Here is a 21,542-nt window from a genome sequence, read left to right on the forward strand (position 1 = left end):
ATGACCGCCGCGGACCTGACCAACGATTCCGGGCCCGCCCTGCAATTAAGCGCAATGCGAGTCGTTGAGGACCTGATCGCCAGCGACTCGGAGACCGGGCAAATCTTGACGGCTCGAGGGAGCGGGAAGTGGGGCGTGATCCAACTGGCGCATGCCCGCATCGGTGGCCGCCTCGTCCTGACTGGCGCCCAGATCGAGCACACCGCCCCGGTCTCAACTGAGGATGGGGTGGCCGGCCCGGGCCTGAACGCGCCCAGCCTGGTCACGGGGGCAAACATGCTGCTCGACAAGTGCCACATCACCGGCTCCGGGCCCCAGGGCGCGGTCCGGCTGGCCGGCGCTCACATCGGCGGCATGCTCTCCCTGGCTGGCACAAGCGTAGAGAGTGTAAGTGGGCCTGCCTTGTCGGCCCCCCGCATCACCACCGATCGTGGCCTACGACTGGACGGCGCCACTCTCACCTCCCCGCCCGGCATCCCCGCGGAAGGTGACATCAAGGGCACTGAGAGCGAGGAGAAGGGAGCTGACGGAGTGGCCAAGGGCACGGTGCGATTTATCGGTGCCACCATCCGCGGAAACCTGGTCCTGGACCTCGACCTCATCAACGCTGCGATCGATCCCGAGCGTCGTCAATTGTGGGCTGTTGAAGATCTCACCTATACCAACACGCCGACCGGCCCAGCGGGCCTTCCCCTGCACTCACGGCACTGGCTGGGGCTGCTGCGCAAGGGTACGACCGGGTACCGAGCACAGCCCTACCAACACCTCGCCGCCGCGACTAGGGCGGCGGGCCACGACGAGGAAACGCGCACCGTCCTGATCACTCAGCGTGAACACCAGATCGCCGCCGGCGGCCTGACCCGCGGCTCACGCGCGTGGGCCCGGTTCACCGGCCTGACATTGAAATACGGCTACCAGCCCTGGCGAGCCCTCATCTGGGCCAGCGGCGCCACCTTCCTTGCCATACTCCTTGCCCTCACCCTCGGCGGCCAGGGCGGACTCGCTCACACCACCGCGGGTGGCGGCGGACCATGCGGCGCCGCAGAACGCATCAGCTACGCCCTCGACGGCTTCCTCCCCCTCGTCCGCACCGGCGCCCGCGACACCTGCCGACCCGTCCTCGACACCTGGCCAGGAACCATCATCCAATTTGGGGGCTGGACCCTCGGTCTCATCACCTGGGCCTTCATCACCCTCTTCATCGCCGGCTTCACCAACATCATCCGCAAGACCTGACGCACCAGGACGCTCCTGAGACGGGCTCGTGCTTGTCCAGCACCAATAACACGCACCGTCCTGATTCGAAACCCCGGCCCACTGAAACACCTCCTCCAGCAGCCTGTGATAGCGGCCCTCGATTCCGAGCCGCCCCGACGGCGTGTCAACCGCGCCGAAAACGACCGTTTTTGGGAAGGGACTAGCGGTGATTGTTCGGGTGTGAATGTCCGAAGTCGTCTGCACAGGTGACCTGCACGTTCGAGGCAGTGTGCACAGAAGTTTGATCGCCCGGCGTGTCCGTACCCGTGTGCACGATCGGCTTGTTATTCCATAGTGCTGTGCACGACGAAACGGTCGATGAGGACCGAGTTCCTGAGCTTGGTCTACTGACCGTCCCCGAAGAGGTGTGGGCGCTGGCGGTGCGCCGGGCGGAGGTGATCGGCCCGCTGGCCGAGGCCGGGACGGCCGGTGCGGAGGCAATGGAGGCGGCCGTCGAGCAGCTGGGCATCTCGCGTAGGCAGGTCTATGTCTTGCTGCGTCGGTGGCGCGAGGGACAAGGTGTGGTCTCCGATCTGCTCCCGGGTCGCTCCAGCGGTGGCCGCGGCGGTCAGCGGCTGTCGGCCGAGGTCGAGGCGGTCATTCGGGAGGTCCTGCGCAAGCACTACCTGACACGGCAGCGCAAGACGACCGCCGCGGTGCACCGCGAGATCACGCGGGTGTGCCGCACCCGCGGCCTGCCAGTGCCTTCACTCGGCGCGATTACGCGCCGCATCGCGGTCCTTGACCCACACGCCGAGACAACAGCGCGTCGGGGAGCAGGCGCGGCCTGAGCGCTGGAGTCGGCCGGTGGGCAGGTGCCACCGGTGTCCGGGGTGCTGGAGCAGGTACAGATCGATCACACCGTGGTGGACCTGATCGTGGTCGATGAGCACCACCGTTTGCCGATCGGGCGGCCGTACGTGACGGTCGCGATCGACGTCTTCTCCCGGTGCATCGTGGGCCTGGTAATCACCCTGGAGGCACCCTCGGCGCTGTCGGTGGGGTTGTGCCTGGCGCACATGGTCACCGACAAGCGGGCATGGCTGGAGCACCTGGACATCGAGGCGGGCTGGCCGATGGCGGGCAAGCCCGGCGAGTTGTACTTGGACAACGCGGCGGAGTTCAAGAGCGAGGCCCTGCGGCGGGGCTGTGAGCAACACGGGATCACGCTGCGCTACCGGCCACCTGGACGCCCGCACTACGGCGGCATCATCGAGCGGGTCATCGGCACGCTGATGGAGATGGTCCACGAGCTGCCCGGCACGACGTTCTCCAACCCAGCCCAGCGCGGCAGCTACGACTCCGAGGCCAAGGCCGCCTTGACGGTCGCGGAGCTGGAGAAGTGGCTGGCCCTCGCGGTGGCGAGCTACCACGGCAAGATCCACGGCACGATCGCGCAGACGCCACAGGCCCGCTGGGCCGCTGGCACGGCCCAGACGCCTGCGGTGACGGTGGCCAACGAGACCGCCTTCTTGGTGGACTTCCTGCCGGTGATCCGCAGGACGCTGACGCGCACCGGGTTCGTCATCGACCACGTGCGCTATTTCAGCGACGCGCTCAAGCCGTGGATCGCCCGCCGCGGTCAGCTGGACCGGTTCGTGATCCGCCGCGATCCGCGCGACATCAGCCGTATCTGGGTGCTCGACCCCGAGGGCGGGTCCTACCTGACGGTTCCCTACCGCACGCAATCCCATCCGGCGGTGAGTGTGTGGGAGCACCGCGCCGCGGTGGAACGGCTCCGGGCAGAGGGCCGGGCGCAGGTCGATGAGGAGGCGCTGTTCCGGATGGTCGAACAGATGCGCACCATTGCCGACACCGCCAAATCGACCACACGCAAGGCCCGCCGAGACGCTGAACGCCGCAGCAAAGCGGGTGCCGCAGGCCCACGGGACAAGCCCGCCGTGGCGGTCCCGCCCGAGGACATCCCGGCTGGTGACGCCGGCAGGGCCAGTGCCACTGATGCGGGGTCCGTGGCGCCGTTCGAGGTGATCGAGCAGTGGTGAGCCAGGACCGGACAGTCGAGGACGTCGCGGATGGCGACCTTGGTCATCTGCACGCCAGTGCCCGGGCCGTGGCCCGGCTGCCGGCGGATGAGCGGCTGCGGCACGTGCGCGCCGACCGGTGGATCGGCTACTCCCGCGCCACCGCGGCGCTGGAGCGACTGGAGACGCTGTACGCGTGGCCCGGCAACCAGCGCATGCCCAACCTGTTGCTGATCGGCCCGACGAACAACGGTAAGTCGATGATCATCGAGAAGTTCCGCCGCCTCCACCCGGCCACGTCCCACGCCGATCGTGAGCAGATGCCGGTGCTCGCGGTGCAGATGCCTTCAGAGCCCTCGGTGATCCGCTTCTACGTCGCGCTGCTGGCCGCGATGGGAGCACCGCTACGTCCGCGCCAGCGGCTGGCCGAGCTGGAGCAGGTCACCTTGGCGCTCCTGCGCGCGGTCGGGGTGCGGGTCCTGGTCATCGACGAACTGCATAACCTCCTGGCTGGGCGCGGTGAGACTCGGCGCGAGTTCCTCAACCTCATCCGGTTCTTGGGCAACGAGCTGCGCATCCCGCTCGTGGGGGTCGGGACCCGCGAGGCCTATCTGGCGATCCGCTCCGATGATCAGCTGGAGAACCGCTTCGAGCCGTTCACCCTGCCCCGCTGGGAATCGAACGAGGAGACCCGCACGCTGTTGGCCAGCTTCGCTGCGGCCTTCCCGCTACGCCGCCCCTCGACGATCGCCACTGAGGACATGGCCCGCTACCTGGTCTCCCGCAGTGAGGGCACCATTGACTGTGACAGGTTGATCTGGCCCCATCGTGACGGCCTGATCTGGCCCCACTGGCGACTCGCCGGGGTGGTTGTGACGGTTTGATCTGGCCCCACCCCAGCCTTGCTCAAATCAGAGCACTCGAGGGATCGGGGTTGGGATGGGATCACGTGTGGAGTTGTTCGCTGCGATACGTCGGGACGCGCGGGTCGAGGAGATCTCGATCCGCGAACTGGCCCGCCGTCACGGGGTGCACCGGCGCACCGTAAGGCACGCGCTGGCATCAGCGGAGCCGGCACCACGGAAGGCACCGACACGGTCGGCACCGCGGTTGGACCCGTTCAAGGACGCCATCGACGGCATGCTCCGCGCGGATCTGGACGCGCCGAGGAAGCAACGGCATACCGCGACCCGGATCCTCGCTCGCCTCGTCGACGAGCAGGCCGCGACCGGTCTGTCGTACTCGACCGTGCGGGACTACGTGCGGGTCCGGCGGGCACAGATCGACCTCGAGGGCGGACGCCGCCTTGAGGCGTTCATCGCCCAACACCACGGCCCGGGTGGGGAGGCCGAGGTCGACTTCGGTGAGGTCTGGGTCGTCTTGGGCGGGGTGAGGACCAAGTGCTACATGTTCGTCCTGTGGCTCTCCCACTCCGGGAAGGCGATCCACCGTGTGTACCCCACCCAGGCGCAGGAAGCGTTCCTCCAAGGGCATATTGAGGCGTTCGACGCGATCGGCGGGATCCCCACGAAGCACATCAAGTACGACAACCTCACCTCCGCAGTCACGGCCGTCATCCACGGACCGGGCCGTGCCCGCAACGAGAACGACCGGTGGGTGCTGTTCCGGTCGCACTACGGCTTTGACGCGTTCTACTGCCAGTCCGGCATCGAGGGCGCCCATGAGAAGGGCGGCGTCGAGGGCGCGGTCGGGTGGTTCCGCCGCAACCACCTGGTCCCCATGCCTGAGGTCGATTCGCTTGACCAGCTGAACGAGCAGATCAAGGCGTGGGAGGCCGCCGACGAGGACCGGCGGATCAGTGGTCGCCTGAACACGATCGGGCACGACTTCACCGCCGAACAACCCCTGCTCAGGCCGCTGCCGATGGAGGTGTTCGAACCGGGACTGGTGCTGAACCCTCGCGTGGACCGGTCCTCGATGATCAGTGTGCGGATGGTGAAGTACTCCGTCCCGGCGCACCTGATCGGTCGCCGCGTGCGCGTCAGCCTGCGCGCGACCGAGGTGGTCGTGTTCGAGGGCCGCACCGTGGTGGCTATGCACCCACGGGTCGTGGCCCGGGGCACCAGCCGGGTCGTCCTGGATCACTACCTAGAGGTGTTGCGGTTCAAGCCCGGCGCCCTTCCCGGATCTACTGCTCTGGCGCAAGCCCGCGCTGCAGGGGTGTTCACCTCGGCGCATGAGGCGTTCTGGGCGGCCAGCCGGAAGGTCAACGGCGACGCTGACGGCACGCGTGAGCTCGTCGACGTCCTGCTGCTCCACCGCTCCCTCACAGCCGAGCAGGTCACCGCCGGGATCGCCGCCGCCCTGACCGTGGGCGCGGTGTCCGCGGACGTCGTCGCGGTCGAAGCCCGCCGACACACCCCCGACACCACCACGGCGACGGGTGGGGCCAGCTCTGACCGTCATCACGTTGCTCGAGGCGATACGCGCGAGCAACGCGTTGTCAGTCTGACCCAACGCCGCCTGACCGACCCTGCCGCAGTGATCGCCGGTCTCCCACCCGATACCCGGCCGATCCCGTCCGTGGTCGCCTACGACGAACTGCTCCCACGACGACGCACCACCACCCCTCCCACCCCTGATGTGAAAGCGAGCACCAGCTGATGAGCCCGACACCGGTGGCCACCCCGGTCAGTCCAACGTTGCGCCGCCGGCGTGGGATGACCGAAGAGGCCGCGATCGCCGCGGTCGACCAGGCCTGCCGCCGACTTCGGTTACCCACGATCCGGGCCCTGGTCGACGAGGCCCTGTCGGTGGCGAAGAAGGAGCAGCTGACCTACCAAGGCTTCCTGGCCGAGCTGCTGCTGGCCGAGGTCGACGACCGGGACCGACGCTCGTCGGTGCGCCGGGTCAAGGCGGCCGGGTTCCCGCGGGACAAGTGGCTCGGGGACTTCGACTTCGACGCCAACACCGCGATCAACCCCGCGACCGTGCACGAACTCGCCAAGGGCGACTGGATCCGCCGAGGCGACCCGCTGTGCCTGATCGGGGACTCCGGCACCGGCAAGTCCCACTTGCTCATCGCCCTGGGGACGGCGGCCGCCGAGCAGGGGTACCGGGTTCGGTACACACTGGCCACCAAGCTCGTGAACGAGCTCGTCGAAGCCGCCGACGACAAACAGCTCGCCAAGACCATCGCCCGCTATGGCCGGGTCGACCTGCTCATGATCGACGAGCTCGGCTACATGGAACTCGACCGCCGCGGCGCCGAACTTCTCTTCCAGGTCCTCACCGAACGCGAAGAGAAGAACTCCATCGCGATCGCCTCGAACCAGTCGTTCTCCGGGTGGACCGACACCTTCACCGACCCCCGCCTGTGCGCCGCGATCGTGGACCGGCTCACCTACAACGGCACCATCATCGAAACCGGCACCCACTCCTACCGGCTCGCCCACGCCCGGGCCAACGTTGTCGTATGACCGTGCGGCTCTATGGGCGGGCATCGCTCGATGCTTCTCCTCGCGGACTTGACCCTGGCGGCTCATTCCCTATTATCTGATCATGCGCTCAGATGACATGGTTGTTGGGTTGGATGGCTGTTCGGTCCACTGCGTTCACCCGGAGAAGGTCCAGCTCGTGCTGGATGCCACGCTCCCGGCAGATGAGCTGGCGCGGGCGGCGAGCATGTTCAAGCTCCTCGGCGACCCGACCCGGGCGCGGTTGCTGTTCGCGCTTCTCGAGGCCGGTGAGCTGTGCGTGTGCGACCTGGCCGCCGCGACCGGTGTGCAGGAGGCGACGGTGTCGCAGTCGTTGCGGATGCTGCGCGCCTCCGCGGTGGTGACCGGTCGCCGGCAGGGCAGGTTGGTGTTCTACCGGCTCGCGGACGCCCACGTGCGGATGCTGCTGGACCTGACCAGGGAGCACATCGCCCACGACCAAGCAGCCGGCATCGCGTCAGCCCAGGCGATCCGGTGAGCGACGGACACGGCCACGGAAGCGCGGGCGGGGCGCATCGGTGGCGGCTGCGGTTGGCGTTCATCCTCGTCGCCGGCTACTTCGTCGTCGAGCTGGTGGCAGGTCTGCTGTCAGGGTCATTGGCGCTGCTCTCCGATGCCGGGCACATGGCCGCCGACGTGGTCGCGCTCGGTGCGGCGTTGGTGGCCACCCGGATCGCCTCTCGCCCGGACAGCACCGGTCGTCGCACGTTCGGGTCCTACCGTGCCGAGGTGTTCGCCTCCGGCCTGGCTGTCCTGTTGATGCTCGGGGTCTCGGTCTACATCGCGGTGGAGGCCATCGGGCGCATCGGCGCCACGGCGGAGATCGCCTCGGGGCCGATGCTGATCGTCGGCGGCATCGGCCTGGTGGTCAACATCATCGCCCTGCTGCTGTTGCGCGGCGGGGCCAGCGACAGCCTGAACGTCAAGGGCGCCTACCTCGAGGTCGTCGCCGACACCGTCGGCTCTGTTGGCGTCATCGTCGCCGGGGTCATGGTGGCCGCGACCGGAAACGCGTGGTGGGACACCGGCATCGCCTTGGCCATCGCCATCTTCGTCGCCGTCCGCGCGATCATCCTGGGCCGGGAGGTCCTCACGGTCCTGGGGCAGCACGCGCCCGCGGACATGGCACCGGACGACGTCGAAGCCGCCTTGGCAGCCGTCCCGGGTGTGAGCAACGTGCATGACCTGCACGTGTGGACCCTCACCTCGGGGATGAACGTGGCCACCGCCCACCTGATGACCAGTGAGGGCGCGGACGCGCACGCCGTCCTGGACAGCGCCCGAACGGTCATGCTCACCAGCTTCGGCGTCGAGCACGCCACCCTCCAGGTCGAACCCAACACCCACACCGGATGCAAGGAGGTCACCTGGTGACCACATGGACCGCCCTGACCACCCCCGAACGGCGCGCGACCCTGATGCGCCGCGCCCAGCTGCTCGCCGCTGCCTCCGTTGCCTACAACACCGTCGAGGCCGTCATCGCGATCACCGCCGGGAATATCGCCGGCTCCTCCGCGCTGGTCGGGTTCGGCCTGGACTCCCTGGTCGAGGTGTCCTCCGGGCTGGTGATCCTGTGGCAGTTCCGCCACCGCCTGCCAGAGAGCCGGGAACGCGCGGCGCAGCGCCTCATCGCCATCTCGTTCTTCGCCCTGGCCGCCTACCTCACCGTCGAGGCCGGGCACGCCCTGATCACCGGCGCCCGCCCTGACTCCAGCCCCGTCGGGATCGGCCTGGCCCTCGCCTCCCTGGCGGTGATGCCCTTCCTCAGCGTGTGGCAGCGCCGCACCGGTCGCGAGCTTGGCTCGGCCGCTGTCGAGGGCGACGGCACCCAGACCCTGCTGTGCACCTACCTGTCCGCGGTGCTGCTGGTCGGCCTGGTGCTCAACGCCACCCTCGGCTGGTTCTGGGCCGACCCGCTCGCTGCCCTGATCATCGCGGCCGTCGCGGCCCGCGAGGGCTGGCAGAACTGGCAGGGTGACGACTGCTGCGCCCCGGCGGCGCTCTCTGCCATGGGGGCCGGTGCTGACACCGACACCACGACCTCAGCCTCGCAATGCGCCGCGGATGACTGCTGCACCACCTCGACGAGCGGCGTCGACCAGGCAGCGGACCGACAGGCGGCACCCACCCCCGTGACCCTCGCCCGGCGCGAGGACCACTCGTGAGCCGCCGCATGCCAGCCCAGATCCGTGCGGCGTTCGACGCCGAGCTGCGCCACGCCCGCACGGCCACCACGAGCGGGCAACGGTGGGCGGCGCTGGAACGGGCGCACATCCTGTCCCAACCCTGGGCCTGGCCGCACACCCGCGCCCACGCGGTCATGTTCGCTCTGGCGTGGAGCGAGCACGACCGCCGCGAAGCCGCCGGGCAGGTCCTGCGGCTGCTAGTCGCCGCACCCGGATCCGCGCTCGGGCGCTACCCCGAGGGCAACACCGGCCGCGCCACCGTCCCGCTGACCCAGCCGATGCCCGTCCCGCAAGATCTCGCCGAACTCCTCACCCACCGCTGACGCGGCTTCCTCCCACCCCGGGGAACCTGACCGGGCCCCCGACCCGTTCGCCCCACGAGCCCCCTGCCCTTCCTGACTTACCTGGAGCTGACCCCTGTGACACCCGTGAAACGCAACGCCCTCGTCTCCGCCGCCGTCGTCGCCCTGCTCGTGGCCTTCATCGCTGGAGCCCTGGCACTGTCACCCAAGAAGGCCGACCCCGCCGACGCCGCCGGTGCGGCCACCGGAGCCGGGGCGGGGACGGGCAAGCTGGTGCGCGACGACAGCCACCGGCTCGGAGCCGCAGGGACGGGCAAGGTGACGCTGGTCGAGTTCCTCGACTTCGAGTGCGAGTCCTGCCGTGCGGCCTACCCCGTCGTGGAGGAGCTGCGCACCACGTACGCCGGCAAGGTCGACTTCGTCGTGCGCTACTTCCCGATCCCCAGCCACGCCAACGCAGTCAACTCCGCTCTGGCTGTTGAGGCCGCTGCCCAGCAGGGCAAGTTCGAGGACATGTACAAGCGCATGTACGACACGCAGGAGACGTGGGGTGAGCAGCAGGACTCCAAGGCGTCCCTGTTCCGCGGGTTCGCCCAAGAACTCGGTTTGGACATGGCCGCCTACGACAAGGCCGTCGCCGCCAAGGCCACCCAGGAGCGGGTGGAACGGGACCGGCAGGACGGCCTCGACCTCGGCGTGGAAGGCACCCCCACGTTCTTCCTCAACGGCAAGAAGCTGCAGCCGTCCTCGGTCCAGGACTTCCGCGACCAGATCGACGCCGCCCTCAATGGCTGAACCGGCACCAGGCCGAGCAGACGCACCAGCAACGACCCAGCAGGACCGAATCGTGGGTCGGGGCACGGCTTGGGTCCTGACGCTCGCCAGCGTGGTCGGCTTGGTCGCCGCGTTCGTCCTGCTCCTCGAGAAGATCGCCCTGCTCACGGACCCGGCCTACGTGCCCTCCTGCAGCATCAACCCGGTGCTGTCCTGCGGGTCGGTCATGAACACCGACCAGGCCGCCGCGTTCGGGTTCCCCAACCCCATCCTCGGCGTCGCCGGGTTCACGGCCCTGCTGACCATCGGCGTGGTCCTGCTCACCCGGGCGGCACTGCCGGGATGGTTCTGGTGGGGCATCCAGGCCGGCACCACCCTCGGGGTCGTGTTCGTGCACTGGCTGATCCTCCAGAGCCTGTACCGCATCGGCGCCCTGTGCCCCTACTGCATGATCGTCTGGGTCGCGGCCATCACCGCGTTCGTCACGACCACCGCCCAGAACGTCAGAACCGGTCGGATTCCGTTCCCGGCGCGCCTTCGGCAGGTCGCGTCCTACAGTCCCAGCGTGATCACGGTATGGCTCGTGGTCATCGCCGCACTCATCGCTGTCCGGTTCTGGGACTACTGGGTGACGCTCGGCAGCTGAACGCTGCTCGCGGCCTTGGTCGCGATCCGACCGCCATGGTCGCCAGATGCCTCAGATCGGCACCTGGAAGCCCGACACGAGCTCGGCCTGGAGCCATCGGGTGAGGTCTTCCCAGACACCGGTGGGTAGCAGCACGCCCACGACGACGAGCAGCCCGCCCCCGACGAACTGGACGAGGCGATGGCGGTCGCGCACCCAACCCGACACGCGTGCGAAGCGTTCGATCCCGGCCGCCGCGAGGATGAACGGCACCCCCCAGTCCGAGGGCGTGACAAGCCATCACGCCCGTACCACCACCGGCCGGGGCCAGATCAAGCCGTCACCATGGGGCCACTTCGAGTTGACATAGTCACACCATCGGAGAACTCACCCACCTGCTCACCGACGCCGCGGTGGCAGCGATCGAGTCCGGCGAGGAGGCGATCAACCAACGAACCTTGCTCATGGCGCCCTACGTCGGCCCCACCGAACGGCGCCGAATGTTCGAGCGCGAGCTGGCATGACGGGCCGCTGGCCCCTGCACCCACCACCAGGTGAGGGCGAGGCGCTGACGTCCTGGCTCAGCCGGCTGGCCGAGGTCTACGGCTTCAGCGCTGAGGAGCTCATCCGGCACAACCTCGGCCCACCGGGAGGCTTCGGTCTTCCTGAAGACCACACCAGCGCTTTGGACCTAACCCCACCCGCAGGGGTGCTTCCTACGCTGGCCGCCCGCACCGGCGTCCCGCTGGACCAGCTGCGCCACATGACGGTCGCCGGGCAGGCGCCCTGGCTCCTGGACACCCTCGACCCCGAGCCAGTTCCCGGGGCGGCGTTCGATACCTACGTCCACCAGAACTCGGTGCTCCTGACCGCCAAGGAACGACCCCGGCGGCAGGTGCCCGGCTGGCGTGCCTGGTTACCGACCAGCACCAAGCACGGGGCGCTGCGCCGGGCCTGCCCGACCTGCCAGAGCACCGCCGCGGCTGGCACCTTCGGATTCACCCTGATCTCCCAGCTGCCGCTCACGCTCAGCTGCCCGCACCACGGCTGCCACCTCGACCCTGCCTTCGGCGGCCTTGGCGCCTTCGTCGCCTGGGAGAAGCAGGACACCGGCGCCCGCGCGGCACCGGCTGCGGTCGTCGCCATGGACGACGCACCCACCAGGCCCTGCGCACCGGCACGGTGACCTTGCCGCGCCGGTCCGTGCACGTGGGCGTGTGGTGTCGGCTGCTGCGCACCCTCATCGACGAGCTCTGCGCCCCCGTCTCGGCGCTGCGCACCCGCTCCCACCGAAGCGTCCGGCACATCTGGCACGTGGCCGGTCACCCCGTCCGCGCCGGCATGGTCGCTCCCTGGCGTCCCTACGAAGCGTTGCCCTGGCCCAAGCAGCAGATGCTCCTCGAAGCCGCTGCCGCCGCCCTTGACCTCATCGAGACCGGCGAGATCACCGCCCACGGCACCCTCGCGTCTCTGCTGACTCCAGAGCCCCACCGGCCCGTACCCGACGGCACCCCACCAGATCGTCACTACTGGCAGCAGGCCGAGGACGCACTCAGCACGGCAGTAGCCCTTGCCCAGCATGATCCCGCCCCGGCCCGGCAACTGCTGGCAACCCTCACCGCCCTGACTCGCAGCGAGGTGACCTTCCAACGCATTCGCGATGACCTGATCGTCCTCGGCATCCCGGACGACCACCTCCCACGGACGCTGGCAGAGCAGCGTGCACGCCAGACGCCGGCCGGGCCGACAACGACTGTCACATCTTGCGAGTTGGGGACCCTTCGTAGGACATAGAATAGGTGACGGGTTACGTGACAGAGACGCCGTGGGCAGCCGTTCCGCTGCGGACTGTCACGCAAACGGTCGTATACGTGATGAACGGAGAGCGCGATGCTTGTCGGGTACATGCGGGTCTCGAAAGCTGACGGGTCCCAGACCACCGACCTGCAACACGACGCCCTCATCGCCGCCGGCGTCGGTCCCGAACGGGTGTATGAGGATCGGGCATCCGGGAAGAGGGACGACCGCCCCGAGCTGGCCGCGTGTCTGAAGGGGCTGCGCGATGGGGACACTCTGGTGGTGTGGAAGCTGGATCGGCTCGGCCGGGACCTGCGCCACCTGGTCAATATCGTCCACGACCTCACCGAGCACGGGATCGGGTTGAAGGTCCTAACCGGCCAGGGCGCGGCCATCGACACCACCACAGCCTCCGGCAAGCTCATCTTCGGCATCTTCGCCGCCCTGGCCGAGTTCGAACGCGAACTGATCTCCGAACGCACCACCGCCGGCCTGGTCGCCGCCCGTGCCCGCGGTCGCACCGGTGGGCGGCCGTTCAAGATGACGCCCGCCAAGGTTCGCCTCGCCATGGCCTCCATGGGCAAGCCCGACACCCACGTCGGGGACCTCTGTGCCGAGCTCGGCGTCACCCGGCAGACTCTCTACCGCCATGTCTCACCCGCCGGGGAGCTCCGAGACGATGGCAAGAAAGTCCTCTCTCGACGGTAGAACGAACCGAACCCCGTCGGTGCCGTATACCGGCCCCGTCCCGGTGACGAGCACCGGACGGACCTACCGGGACGGCCGCTTCCTCGCAAGCGTAGTAACGGGTGTTGATGCGCATCGTGTCCGTAGCTGGTTCGGCTTGCGGAACGGGTCGCCCTCCCCACGTCGAATGGCCCAGCGGCAACCGGGTCGCTGCCGAGTCGAACCACGAGAGTCGGCACTCGTTTACCGGATCTGGCGATGAGCGAAAGTCCTCTGTCTTGATCAGGCGCGTGTCGTTGGGGAAAGACCCTGCACAGGCCGGCACACTTGCGCCCCGAGGAAACGGGAGTCGACTGTCAGTATCCGTCTTCGTGATGTGTGCCTTTAGCTCGTCGATCTTGGCTCTGAGGTCCCATGAGTTGAGGTCGGGGTCGTAGAACACGGTGTTGACGCTGTTGGTGTCGAAGGGGAGGCGTGTGCCGTGCTCCGCGACGATGACGAGCGGCTTGCCGATGGCTGTTCGGATGCCGGCCTCGAAGAGGACGTTTGGGTTGAGGGTGGAGAAGTCCGCAACAACAAGTTCGCAGTCATGAAGGTGGCCGATGATGGCTGCGTGGATGACGGTTGACCCGGCAGCAGTAGGGGGGACGACCTCGTAGCCGGCTGCGCCGATGGCCGGGGCAAGGAGCTCGTCGTGGACGTGCTGCCAGTGCTCGTCCCTATCACGGTAGTCGTGGTCTTTGGCGGGGCTGATGGGTCGGGCGACGAAGCACCGCGGGCATGGGTGCGCTGCGTTCACTGAGGGTCGCCTTCAGCATAAGACGCGGCGTCCGACGGGCTGGACTGTCGCTGTGTTTGTGGGCGGCGGCGGGTGCGGCGCTTCTTGTCGGGCTCGTCGAGTCCGAGGCGGCGAAGTTCGTCGGCCGACCAGCCATCGGAGAGGGCGTCGCGGTAGGCCTTGAGATCGTCGTCCTCGGCGGCCGCAATCTGCTCGCGCAGGTCGGTCAGTGCCTGACGACTGGCGACGAGCTTGCGCACGGAGCTGATGCGGTTGTCCAGGAGCTCCCGCGCCTTAGCTTCGGTGGTCTGTACGTCGAGTGACTTTGCCATGTTCTCAGCGTATCGGTGAGTGACCGTGTGGGCAGGCTATGCGCGGTGTCGGTGCCCGTCCCGGCCGTTGGAACGAGCCGGCCCTTCGCGTTGCTTCGCCCAACAGGTCTGATCTCTGGACGGAGCAAGCTATATGATCCGGTGCCCGGATCGGCTTTCACCGCTACACTGAGGTGTGGACGATCCCGCAGGAGGCGGGTCGCTGCGCTGGCAGGGAGGTGAGACGCTCATGAGCGATGACGTCGAGCGCGTCGGTGCCGAGCGCAAGCCGTCGCGGCGTCGCCGCGTGGAGGGTGGACGCCAGCACCGCCACGTCGTGCGCGTCACCCCCGAGGAGGAGGCGCAGTTGCTGCGCCTGGCTCTGCGATACCGCGTGAGCGTGCCCAAGCTGCTCGTCGACTCGGCCCTTGCCGGTGGCAGTGAGGCGGCAGCTGAGAGCGCGACGACGCGCGCGGCGCTTCTCACGGAGTTGTTCGGCGTGCACCGTCTGCTCGCCAATATCGCCAACAACGTGAACCAGATCGCCAAGGCCGCGAACTCGACTGGCGACATGCCCACACAGACGCCCGAGGTGCTGGCTGCCGTGCGCCGCGTCGCGGAGCGCATCGACGCCCTGGTGGACAGGCTGTCGTCGTGATCCCCAACATCACCAAGGGCGACCGGATGGCCGGTCTGATGGTCTACCTGACGGGTCCGGGCAAGCGCAATGAGCACACCGAGCCGCACCTCGTCGCGGGCGACCCCGCGATGATGGCGTGGCACGATGACAACGAGCTTGGTCGCAACGACGCCCTGGCGATTGCACGACACCTGGACCGCCCCCGACGCGCCTTCGGCGTCGAGGTCGCGGGCGGCCATGTGTGGCACTGCTCGCTGTCGTTGCGCGCGGAAGAGGGGCAACTCAGCGACGATCGGTGGAGAGAGATCTGCGAGGCGTTCGTGCGCAAGATGGGTCTCGACGACCACGAGGGCACGAAGGCGCCGACGCGATGGGTCGCCGTGCGGCACGGCGTCTCCCAGGCGGGCAACGACCATGTGCACCTCGTCGTGAACCTTGTGCGCGAGGACGGCACCAAGGCGGACGTGTGGGGGGACTACGGCGCGGCTCAGAAGGCGTGCCGCGAGCTGGAGGCCGAGTTCGGGTTGCAGCGCTTGGAGAGCGCGCAGCGCGACCGCGCGAGTCGCGGCTACCACCCCGCCGAGATCGAGGCTGACGCCCGCCGTCGAGCCCGTGGGAAGTTCGAGGCAGCACGCCGCCAGGGCAGCGAGTCGCGCACCTGGTGGAGCCTGCCGAAGGACGAACGCGACGGCCTGGTAGCCGCCCAGCGCACCGCCGACCAGCCCCGGTGGGCGCTCGCCCGGACGGTGCGTGCGTGCGCCACCGCGTCAGCCGACGAGGCCGAGTTCGTGCGCCGGATGCGGCGTCAAGGTGTGCTCGTGCGCGCCCGCTACGCCGAGGGCACGCACGACGTCGTGACCGGCTACAGCGTGGCGGCGAAGCCCGAGCCCGGCCAGCGTCCGATTTGGTACGGCGGCGGCAACCTGGCGCGTGATCTGACGTTGCCGCGTCTGCGCGCCGAGTGGCCGGACACCCCGCAAGGGGCGAGCGCGGCGGCGGCCGAGTGGGGCGCAGCTCGTCGAGGCCGTCGACCCGTCGCTCCAGGCCGCGAGGTGCACGAGCCGGACCCGATGGTGTGGAGCGAGGTCGGTGCCGATTTGGAGCGGCTGCGGGAGCAGCTGCGGTCGATCCCGATCGAGGACCGGGATACGTGGGCGAGGGTCGCCCGTCAGACGTCGGGGGCGTTCGCAGCATGGTCGGCGCGCGTCGAGGGCACGCCCGGGCCGTTGGCGGCGACCGCGGACGCGCTGGCGAAGACGGCGGAGCTGCGCCGGCACCCCGTGCGTCCGGAGCGGGTGCCGAAGGCGTCAGCCGCGGGGGCAGCGATGCTGCTTATCGCAGCGTCGAAGGGCGGGCGTGGGACGGTGGCCCAGGCGGCGATGCTGCGCCAGCTGGCGAACTTGGCCAAGGCAGTCCATGACATGCACCGGGCGGACCAGGACGCGCGGCGGGCAGCGGAGATCGAGCGGGCGATTCGGGGGGAGCTCGCGACGGTCTCGGCGCGGCTGCCCGATCCCGGCCCGGTGGGTCATGCGGCCACGAAGGCGGTCGTGGCCGTGCGTACCGCGCGCCAGGGCCAGGCAGGTCCGCAAACCCCGATGGGGTCGCCGATCCCGAACCGGATCGAGCCGCAGCGCCCGGCTACGGCGGCGACGACGTCGACGAAGCGGGATCCCGATCCCGGTATCAACCGGTAGATGAAGGAGTGGTGAGGATGAGCACGCACGACAGTGACGGCATTGACGAGGCTCTGCAGGGGGTTACCCACCTCGCCCTGTCGACCGCGGCGCGGGTGGGTGAGCAGATGGCCCGCAGGTTGGCGCAGGAGTCTCGCGATGCGCAGGCCCGCAGCGAGCAGGCTGCGCGGGAGAGCGCTGCGCGGCTGCAGGCGGAGCGTGAAGCGGCTCGAGCCGCGCTCGCCCCGGTTCATCACGATCGGTGGTGGGACACGGCCGCGGCCGAGGACGTGACCGAGGCCTACACGACGGCGATGGCCTGGCGAGACCTCGACCCTCTGGCGGCTCGAGCCGCCGAGCGGATCGTGGAGCAGGCCCGGACCCGCCATGGCGTCGACCTCGACGTGCGTCCGGCGGGGTTGACCGAGCTGAGGGCCGAAGCGGACGCCCGCGAGGAGCGGACTCGTGCCGGCGCTGAGCGGGCCGAGGCCGTCGAGCTGCTGGCCGGAGCGGATGCTCTGGACTCCTACGCTGAGCTGGAACGGGAACGCCGGGCCGGCGCCGAAGGGGACCAGGACCCACTAGAGGTCGGCAGCGGCCGCGAGGAGACCGAGGAGCAGACGGCTCGCGAGCAGCGAGCCCAAGCGGGCCTCGCGTACGACAGCGCTAAGCGCCGTGAGGCGCTGGCTCACGACATCGACGGTATCGAGAACCCCGTCGCGGTGGACGCGCGGGTGCGCGCTGATGTGGCCCAGGGACGTCCGGCGACGGACGCGGTCGCTGGCCATCCTGGGCGGGCACCGAAGGCGCGCAGGACCAAGACCAAGTCCCAGGCCGCCCGTGCCGCGGGCCGGGGGGCGCAGAGCCGGTAGCGGGCCTGCGCAGCGGGGCGGGGGCAGGACGGGTTCCTGCTGCGGTAGTAAATCTGATGCGAGGCTAGGCGGCCGCAGGAGGTTGCGCTGACGCGGGGGGTGCGGGATACTAGTAAGTGAGCAGAGACCGGCCCTTCCTAACGGAACAGTCGGCTTACCCCCTGGATATATGCTGCGGCACCCAGGGGGTCGCTCTTTGTTCCGGGCATGTCGATGGTGATGGTCTGGGCGTCTAGTTGGGTGACGAGGTCTTCGCCGTGGGTGATGTAGCGACGATAGATGTGGCTGACTAGGTCGGGTAGCCAGAGAAGGTGCTCGACGGTTGGAGAGACGTGGCGCACCGGATAGTGACGGCCGATCAGCCCCCTCCTGCGGGCCTCCGTGACTGTGTGCAGGTCCCGGGCTGTGTCCTCACGGCGGCGCTGCCTCTCCAGGACCATCATGTGGGTCGCCGGGAGCTTGAGCATTGATGGCTGAGCGCCTATGCGGTGCGGGTCGGCTGTGATCTGGTCGGCGGCCAGTCCACCCAAAGCGGCGAGCAGCGCGGTGAGGCTGGTCGCTCGCATACCGACCGCTTCCTCCTCGTCGTGAGGGGTATGCCGGACAGCGACCACGCACGGGTCGGCGTAGCTGGCCAGGTAGTCCGTCATCTTCTCGATTTGGGCGCGACCCTGGGTACTCTGCTGGAGGTCGACGGTGTGCCAGAAGGTGCCAGCGGCAATGTCGCGCAGGCTGTCGCGGACGGCTTGGTGACTGGTCACAGGCAGCACGATGGCGGCGATTGCGTAGAACGGTTGCTCGCCGGGGCGACAGTCTTTGCGCAGCCGGTAGGACTCGTCGAGGAAGGCCACGTTTGCCTCAACGGGCAGTCCTCGGTAGGTGTCGTTGAGCAGCTTCAGGTCGCCGGCGTTGCGCGGATCCACTGGGTCACCGTTCGAGGGACGGAGATGAAAGCGCCGAGCGCCCAGCAGGGTCACTCTTCCGGGAACCACCACCGCGCGAGCCCGGGTGGGTGGCGGCGTCGGCGATGGCTTGCAGATCGCCCACCTCGAGTCGGTAACGCTCCGGACCAAACCCCGAGCGTGCGCTAATGATGGCGTGGTGCTTGTCGACCATGCGCTGGTAGATGCTAGCCATCGGCATGTGGGAGTTGCCGTGCTCGTGCTCGGCGGAGAAGCGGTCCAGGAGCTCGGCCCAGCGGGCCGGCGTCACCAAGAAGCGGGCGTACTCAGCCAGGGCGCTCTCGCGGTTGTCGTTGAAGTCGAAACCGCTAAAGGTCAGGCGCCCTTCGAGGTCCTCGTCGATCGCGGTGCCCCCCTGGCGCAGTCGACGAATGTGCCAGTTGGCGTACTGAAAGAGGCTGAGCACGTCAACCACGAACCGACAGTCTTCGGCGGACAGCTCGGGGTTGACGCTGGCGAAGACATCGTCGTACTCCGTCACGTACCCGCTCTCCAGGATGCGGGCCTTCCCGCGCTGATGCTCGGGATCACCCTCCACTTGGGCGGCATTCTCGTCGATCGCGTTCAGCTCCTGGTAGGTCGCGGGCATCACGTGCGCAAGGATGCGGTGCTGTAGGGCGAGCATCTGCCGCTCGTAGGCGCTCAGGCTGCGGGGAGCCACGCTGTCCGGGCGGGGCTCCTGCGTGGTCTTGGGTAAGGCCAGGCCTTCCAGCAGGCTGCGGACAAGGACTGAAAGAGATGTGCCCCGAGACCGGGCCAGCTCTTCCAGCTCAGCCCGGGTCTCGTCATCGACACGGACGGTGATGGTCGCCATGTCCTACCTCCATGATCGCAATCTGTGTACGTATACAGTAATCAAAATGTACTCTCGTGCACAAGCGACATTTCAGGCCCCTGCAGCCCCCTGGCAGGCCCACGTCGAAGGGGTCGACCTCACTAGGGTCGACCCCTTTGCCCTTGTTCCTGGGCCGTACTGAAGGGAGTGTGACGAAGGGTTAGCTGTCGCGTACGTCTGGGAACAGGCATGCGGGGGGCGCCTCGTAGGGAAGCGGTTCGTCGGCGCCGGCGGTGTCGCGGGAGAGTGCCCACGGCCCGACTGGGCTCATTAGCACCCCGAGGTGGTGGTCGGCGTGGTCACGCAGCCACACCGACATTCCCGTGGCGGGGTCGAGACGCAGGTGCTCCCACGCCCGCCACATCGCTTCCAACCGGATGATGGCCTCGGCCGATTCCCACCAGCGGGCCGACCAGCGGTAGTCGGCACGGCCCTCCTCACCGACGTTGCGCCGGAAGGTGGGGCAGACGAACTCGCGCACGAACTCGTCGACGGATCCGTAGTAGAGGCGCGGGTCGCCGGGCTCCTCGTCGACGTCAGCAACGGGCGCATCGCCCAGGTCGTAGACCGGCGCGTCGTCGTCCCACTCGCCCAGGCCGCTCATGACTGCACCGGGGGTGGGCAGGCGGCCAGGGACTGCTGGACGGCGGCGAGTTCGCGCTCGGCCTGTCCGATGGTTGCGACCGCGCTCGGATCGTGCGCCGCGATCGACGCCTTGACGGCCTCGGCGTGCGGGCCCGTCATCCAGGGTTGCGTCTCGATCAAGGTGGGCCGGTTGCCAGAGGCCAGGACGACCGCCCGACCCTTGGGCAACGCCTGCAGGTCAGCGACGTCCAGGATCCGCTCACGGGTGAGTTGCTCGCTGACGCTGCGTTGCCCGCGGCTGGTGGAGATCGAGGAGACCTTCTTGTCGTAGTCACCGATCAGCGCTGACAGCATCTCGAGGAACTCTTTCTCCTTGACGCCGCCGCCGTACACGGCGACGTTGCTGGCAGACCAGAGCTTGCGCATCCCCGACTCGCCCCATACGTCGACGCCCTGCGACCACGATTGCAGGATCGTCATCAGGACGATCCCGCGTGACCCGTAGTGGCTGTAGAGGTTCGGTAGCTCCCTCCATCTGCACACGTTGGCGGCCTCGTCGAGGACGCCGAGCATCGGGCGCGCCAGACGGCCGCCAGGAGAGGCAGCCGCCAGAGCTTCGGCCGCCTCGACGACGGCGACGGTCAACGCGGTCACGAGGGGGCCGGCGGTGCCGCGGCCCTCCTTGGACAGCGAGTAGAGCGTGCCGCCGTCCCGGACGAAGGTCACCGGGTCGAACTGCGCGCGGCGATCACCTGCCGAGGCGGGCATCACCCATCGGGCCACCTGCCGGTTCGTCAGGCACGAGGCCATCTGCTGGGCGGTGCCGTAGACGCCGCCGCGCTGCTTCTCGGGAGCGAAGAGGACCCCGGCGACCTGGTCGGCGGTCAGGTCGTAGCCGCTGGCTTGGAGGATGCCTAGCGGCTCCTTGTCCGTGGGGCGGGTGAGCCATCGGTACACGTCCGTGATGGGACGCTCGTCGAGTGCCGCCGCCAGGAGCAACCCGGCGAGCAGGTCTTGCGCGGATGGATCGAAGAACGCGTCGGTGCGGGCGCCGGGGTCACGTGACCCGGACGCGAAGTGCTCGGCCATCTTGGCCGCGCGAACCTCGTCGGTGACGTAGGAGAGCGGATTCCACCACCACTGGGTCGGCTCCTCGCGGGCCACCGACTGCGGGTCGAACACCCACACCGGCCCCGCGGTGGCGCGGGGGTCTCGGGTTGCGTCGAGAACGTCGCGCTTATTCGAGGTGATCAGCACCGCTCCGGGCGCGTCGAGGATCGCGGGCACCGCACGGGCCGTCGTCTTTCCCGTACGGGGACCCCACACGTCGATGTGCATGTCCTCCCACGACCCGTACAACGCTGTTGAGGTGCCCACGGTGCGCCCGATGGGTACCCCTGGCGACCCGTGCACCCCGAGTCGCTGTGCGGTGGCAGCAGCGGCCTTGTGGGTGAGTGACTCGACGTCGCGGCCGCGGCCCATGTACCGAGCCGCCGGGTCGACGCGCGAGGACCGCGCCTGTCGGCGGGCGATCAGCCGCCAGCCGAGGGCGACCAGGACGAGGGCGATCACCAGGATGCCGCTGGCGACCACCGTGGAGGCCGTCGGCCAGGCGACGGTGCCCTTGAAGACGCCGAACAGGACCTCCCAGGGGTCGGCCGGCGCCGGCGGCAGGCCGGCGAGCTGGTGGCCGACCTTCACCGCCAGGTAGACCGTGCCGAGGGCGACCACGACGACGCCGATGAGCACGAACATGGCGATGGTCTCGGTGGTCAGATGCCCAGGCTGGGAGCGACGGTTGTTGGGCGTGCTCAT

25 protein-coding genes are annotated in these 21,542 nt (G+C 68.8%); 19 read left to right on the top strand and 6 right to left on the bottom strand.

Features of this window, described 5'->3' with window-relative positions:
• The 12 genes from K313_RS23970 to K313_RS0113775 all read left to right on the top strand — a co-directional run.
• Window positions 1–1,236 (top strand): hypothetical protein (locus tag K313_RS23970; protein ID WP_029212084.1); only part of this gene is annotated, 1,236 nt, incomplete at its 5' end.
• 320 nt (window positions 1,237–1,556) lie between these two features.
• The gene (locus K313_RS24955; protein WP_034253249.1) at window positions 1,557–2,048 is read left to right on the top strand and encodes a DNA-binding domain-containing protein; all 492 of its coding nucleotides are present in this window, start codon (window positions 1,557–1,559) and stop codon (window positions 2,046–2,048) included.
• A gap of 33 nt (window positions 2,049–2,081) precedes the next feature.
• Window positions 2,082–3,260, top strand: coding sequence for a Mu transposase C-terminal domain-containing protein (locus K313_RS21150; protein ID WP_240483986.1), 1,179 nt, complete (start codon window positions 2,082–2,084; stop codon window positions 3,258–3,260).
• Window positions 3,257–4,123 carry a TniB family NTP-binding protein gene (locus K313_RS0113735; protein ID WP_338021332.1) on the top strand — a complete coding sequence of 289 codons (867 nt, stop codon included), beginning with the start codon at window positions 3,257–3,259 and terminating at the stop codon, window positions 4,121–4,123. The genes K313_RS21150 and K313_RS0113735 overlap by 4 nt, the downstream gene beginning before the upstream one ends.
• A 55-nt stretch (window positions 4,124–4,178) precedes the next feature.
• Complete coding sequence (gene istA, locus K313_RS0113740; RefSeq protein ID WP_029212086.1) at window positions 4,179–5,864, top strand: IS21 family transposase; 1,686 nt, start codon at window positions 4,179–4,181, stop codon at window positions 5,862–5,864.
• The gene (gene istB / locus K313_RS0113745; protein ID WP_029212087.1) at window positions 5,864–6,679 is read left to right on the top strand and encodes an IS21-like element helper ATPase IstB; all 816 of its coding nucleotides are present in this window, start codon (window positions 5,864–5,866) and stop codon (window positions 6,677–6,679) included. Before istA ends, istB begins: the two co-directional genes overlap by 1 nt.
• A 97-nt stretch (window positions 6,680–6,776) precedes the next feature.
• The gene (locus K313_RS0113750) at window positions 6,777–7,175 is read left to right on the top strand and encodes an ArsR/SmtB family transcription factor (protein WP_034253253.1); all 399 of its coding nucleotides are present in this window, start codon (window positions 6,777–6,779) and stop codon (window positions 7,173–7,175) included.
• Window positions 7,172–8,071, top strand: coding sequence for a cation diffusion facilitator family transporter (locus K313_RS0113755; RefSeq protein WP_029212089.1), 900 nt, complete (start codon window positions 7,172–7,174; stop codon window positions 8,069–8,071). The genes K313_RS0113750 and K313_RS0113755 overlap by 4 nt, the downstream gene beginning before the upstream one ends.
• Entirely contained in the window at window positions 8,068–8,862 is a 795-nt protein-coding gene (locus K313_RS0113760; RefSeq protein WP_029212090.1) for a cation diffusion facilitator family transporter, read from the top strand. Before K313_RS0113755 ends, K313_RS0113760 begins: the two co-directional genes overlap by 4 nt.
• On the top strand, window positions 8,859–9,206 hold the full coding sequence (locus tag K313_RS0113765) for a DUF3703 domain-containing protein (protein WP_240483987.1): 348 nt from the start codon (window positions 8,859–8,861) through the stop codon (window positions 9,204–9,206). Before K313_RS0113760 ends, K313_RS0113765 begins: the two co-directional genes overlap by 4 nt.
• 96 nt (window positions 9,207–9,302) lie before the next feature.
• Complete coding sequence (locus K313_RS0113770) at window positions 9,303–9,980, top strand: DsbA family protein (RefSeq protein WP_029212092.1); 678 nt, start codon at window positions 9,303–9,305, stop codon at window positions 9,978–9,980.
• Complete coding sequence (locus K313_RS0113775; RefSeq protein WP_029212093.1) at window positions 9,973–10,605, top strand: vitamin K epoxide reductase family protein; 633 nt, start codon at window positions 9,973–9,975, stop codon at window positions 10,603–10,605. The genes K313_RS0113770 and K313_RS0113775 overlap by 8 nt, the downstream gene beginning before the upstream one ends.
• Window positions 10,606–10,656: 51 nt before the next feature.
• Here the strand turns inward: K313_RS0113775 and K313_RS0113780 are convergent, their stop codons facing one another.
• Window positions 10,657–10,857: a hypothetical protein gene (locus K313_RS0113780; protein WP_029212094.1), complete on the bottom strand. Its 201-nt coding sequence runs from the start codon at window positions 10,855–10,857 to the stop codon at window positions 10,657–10,659.
• A gap of 247 nt (window positions 10,858–11,104) precedes the next feature.
• Between K313_RS0113780 and K313_RS24535 the strand changes: the two genes are divergently transcribed.
• The 4 genes from K313_RS24535 (at window position 11,105) to K313_RS23610 (ending at window position 13,696) form a co-directional block, all read left to right on the top strand.
• Window positions 11,105–11,770: a TniQ family protein gene (locus tag K313_RS24535; protein WP_240483988.1), complete on the top strand. Its 666-nt coding sequence runs from the start codon at window positions 11,105–11,107 to the stop codon at window positions 11,768–11,770.
• Entirely contained in the window at window positions 11,767–12,378 is a 612-nt protein-coding gene (locus tag K313_RS24540; protein ID WP_240483989.1) for a hypothetical protein, read from the top strand. The genes K313_RS24535 and K313_RS24540 overlap by 4 nt, the downstream gene beginning before the upstream one ends.
• A gap of 96 nt (window positions 12,379–12,474) precedes the next feature.
• Window positions 12,475–13,089 carry a recombinase family protein gene (locus K313_RS0113795; protein WP_029212095.1) on the top strand — a complete coding sequence of 205 codons (615 nt, stop codon included), beginning with the start codon at window positions 12,475–12,477 and terminating at the stop codon, window positions 13,087–13,089.
• A gap of 460 nt (window positions 13,090–13,549) precedes the next feature.
• Window positions 13,550–13,696, top strand: a complete 147-nt coding sequence (locus K313_RS23610) for a hypothetical protein (protein ID WP_156911402.1) — start codon at window positions 13,550–13,552, stop codon at window positions 13,694–13,696.
• 167 nt (window positions 13,697–13,863) lie between these two features.
• Here K313_RS23610 and K313_RS21160 read toward each other — a convergent pair whose 3' ends face one another.
• A complete protein-coding gene (locus K313_RS21160; protein ID WP_034253258.1) occupies window positions 13,864–14,178 on the bottom strand; it encodes a hypothetical protein in 315 nt (104 codons plus the stop codon).
• A gap of 229 nt (window positions 14,179–14,407) precedes the next feature.
• Here K313_RS21160 and K313_RS21165 point away from each other — a divergent pair, with 229 nt between their 5' ends.
• Genes K313_RS21165 through K313_RS0113815 form a run of 3 tightly spaced genes read left to right on the top strand, consistent with a single transcriptional unit; the run spans window position 14,408 to window position 17,345 of the window.
• Window positions 14,408–14,815, top strand: a complete 408-nt coding sequence (locus tag K313_RS21165; protein ID WP_029212097.1) for a MobC family plasmid mobilization relaxosome protein — start codon at window positions 14,408–14,410, stop codon at window positions 14,813–14,815.
• On the top strand, window positions 14,812–16,494 hold the full coding sequence (locus K313_RS0113810; RefSeq protein ID WP_029212098.1) for a relaxase/mobilization nuclease domain-containing protein: 1,683 nt from the start codon (window positions 14,812–14,814) through the stop codon (window positions 16,492–16,494). The genes K313_RS21165 and K313_RS0113810 overlap by 4 nt, the downstream gene beginning before the upstream one ends.
• Before the next feature lie 17 nt (window positions 16,495–16,511).
• A complete protein-coding gene (locus K313_RS0113815) occupies window positions 16,512–17,345 on the top strand; it encodes a coiled-coil domain-containing protein (protein WP_156911403.1) in 834 nt (277 codons plus the stop codon).
• Window positions 17,346–17,482: 137 nt separating this feature from the next.
• Here K313_RS0113815 and K313_RS0113820 read toward each other — a convergent pair whose 3' ends face one another.
• From K313_RS0113820 to K313_RS0113835, 4 genes are all read right to left on the bottom strand, one after another.
• On the bottom strand, window positions 17,483–18,268 hold the full coding sequence (locus K313_RS0113820; protein WP_205621874.1) for a hypothetical protein: 786 nt from the start codon (window positions 18,266–18,268) through the stop codon (window positions 17,483–17,485).
• Window positions 18,269–18,272: 4 nt separating this feature from the next.
• Entirely contained in the window at window positions 18,273–19,121 is an 849-nt protein-coding gene (locus K313_RS0113825) for a YfbU family protein (protein ID WP_029212101.1), read from the bottom strand.
• A 181-nt stretch (window positions 19,122–19,302) separates the two neighbouring features.
• Window positions 19,303–19,746 (bottom strand): DUF4913 domain-containing protein, encoded by a 444-nt coding sequence (locus tag K313_RS0113830; RefSeq protein WP_029212102.1) that lies wholly within the window; start codon window positions 19,744–19,746, stop codon window positions 19,303–19,305.
• Complete coding sequence (locus K313_RS0113835) at window positions 19,743–21,542, bottom strand: TraM recognition domain-containing protein (protein ID WP_029212103.1); 1,800 nt, start codon at window positions 21,540–21,542, stop codon at window positions 19,743–19,745. The genes K313_RS0113830 and K313_RS0113835 overlap by 4 nt, the downstream gene beginning before the upstream one ends.

Source organism: Arsenicicoccus bolidensis DSM 15745, from assembly GCF_000426385.1.
Taxonomy (GTDB): domain Bacteria; phylum Actinomycetota; class Actinomycetes; order Actinomycetales; family Dermatophilaceae; genus Arsenicicoccus; species Arsenicicoccus bolidensis.

What these genes read in the sequence shown, in the direction of transcription:
- istA (WP_029212086.1), top strand. Translation starts at nt 4,179, where the DNA reads ATGGGATCACGTGTGGAGTTGTTCGCTGCGATACGTCGGGACGCGCGG.
- K313_RS0113825 (WP_029212101.1), bottom strand. Translation starts at nt 19,121, where the DNA reads ATGGCGACCATCACCGTCCGTGTCGATGACGAGACCCGGGCTGAGCTG.
- K313_RS0113750 (WP_034253253.1), top strand. Translation starts at nt 6,777, where the DNA reads ATGGTTGTTGGGTTGGATGGCTGTTCGGTCCACTGCGTTCACCCGGAG.
- K313_RS21160 (WP_034253258.1), bottom strand. Translation starts at nt 14,178, where the DNA reads ATGGCAAAGTCACTCGACGTACAGACCACCGAAGCTAAGGCGCGGGAG.
- K313_RS0113775 (WP_029212093.1), top strand. Translation starts at nt 9,973, where the DNA reads ATGGCTGAACCGGCACCAGGCCGAGCAGACGCACCAGCAACGACCCAG.
- istB (WP_029212087.1), top strand. Translation starts at nt 5,864, where the DNA reads ATGAGCCCGACACCGGTGGCCACCCCGGTCAGTCCAACGTTGCGCCGC.
- K313_RS21165 (WP_029212097.1), top strand. Translation starts at nt 14,408, where the DNA reads ATGAGCGATGACGTCGAGCGCGTCGGTGCCGAGCGCAAGCCGTCGCGG.
- K313_RS24535 (WP_240483988.1), top strand. Translation starts at nt 11,105, where the DNA reads ATGACGGGCCGCTGGCCCCTGCACCCACCACCAGGTGAGGGCGAGGCG.
- K313_RS0113835 (WP_029212103.1), bottom strand. Translation starts at nt 21,542, where the DNA reads ATGAGCACGCCCAACAACCGTCGCTCCCAGCCTGGGCATCTGACCACC.
- K313_RS0113795 (WP_029212095.1), top strand. Translation starts at nt 12,475, where the DNA reads ATGCTTGTCGGGTACATGCGGGTCTCGAAAGCTGACGGGTCCCAGACC.
- K313_RS0113815 (WP_156911403.1), top strand. Translation starts at nt 16,512, where the DNA reads ATGAGCACGCACGACAGTGACGGCATTGACGAGGCTCTGCAGGGGGTT.
- K313_RS0113830 (WP_029212102.1), bottom strand. Translation starts at nt 19,746, where the DNA reads ATGAGCGGCCTGGGCGAGTGGGACGACGACGCGCCGGTCTACGACCTG.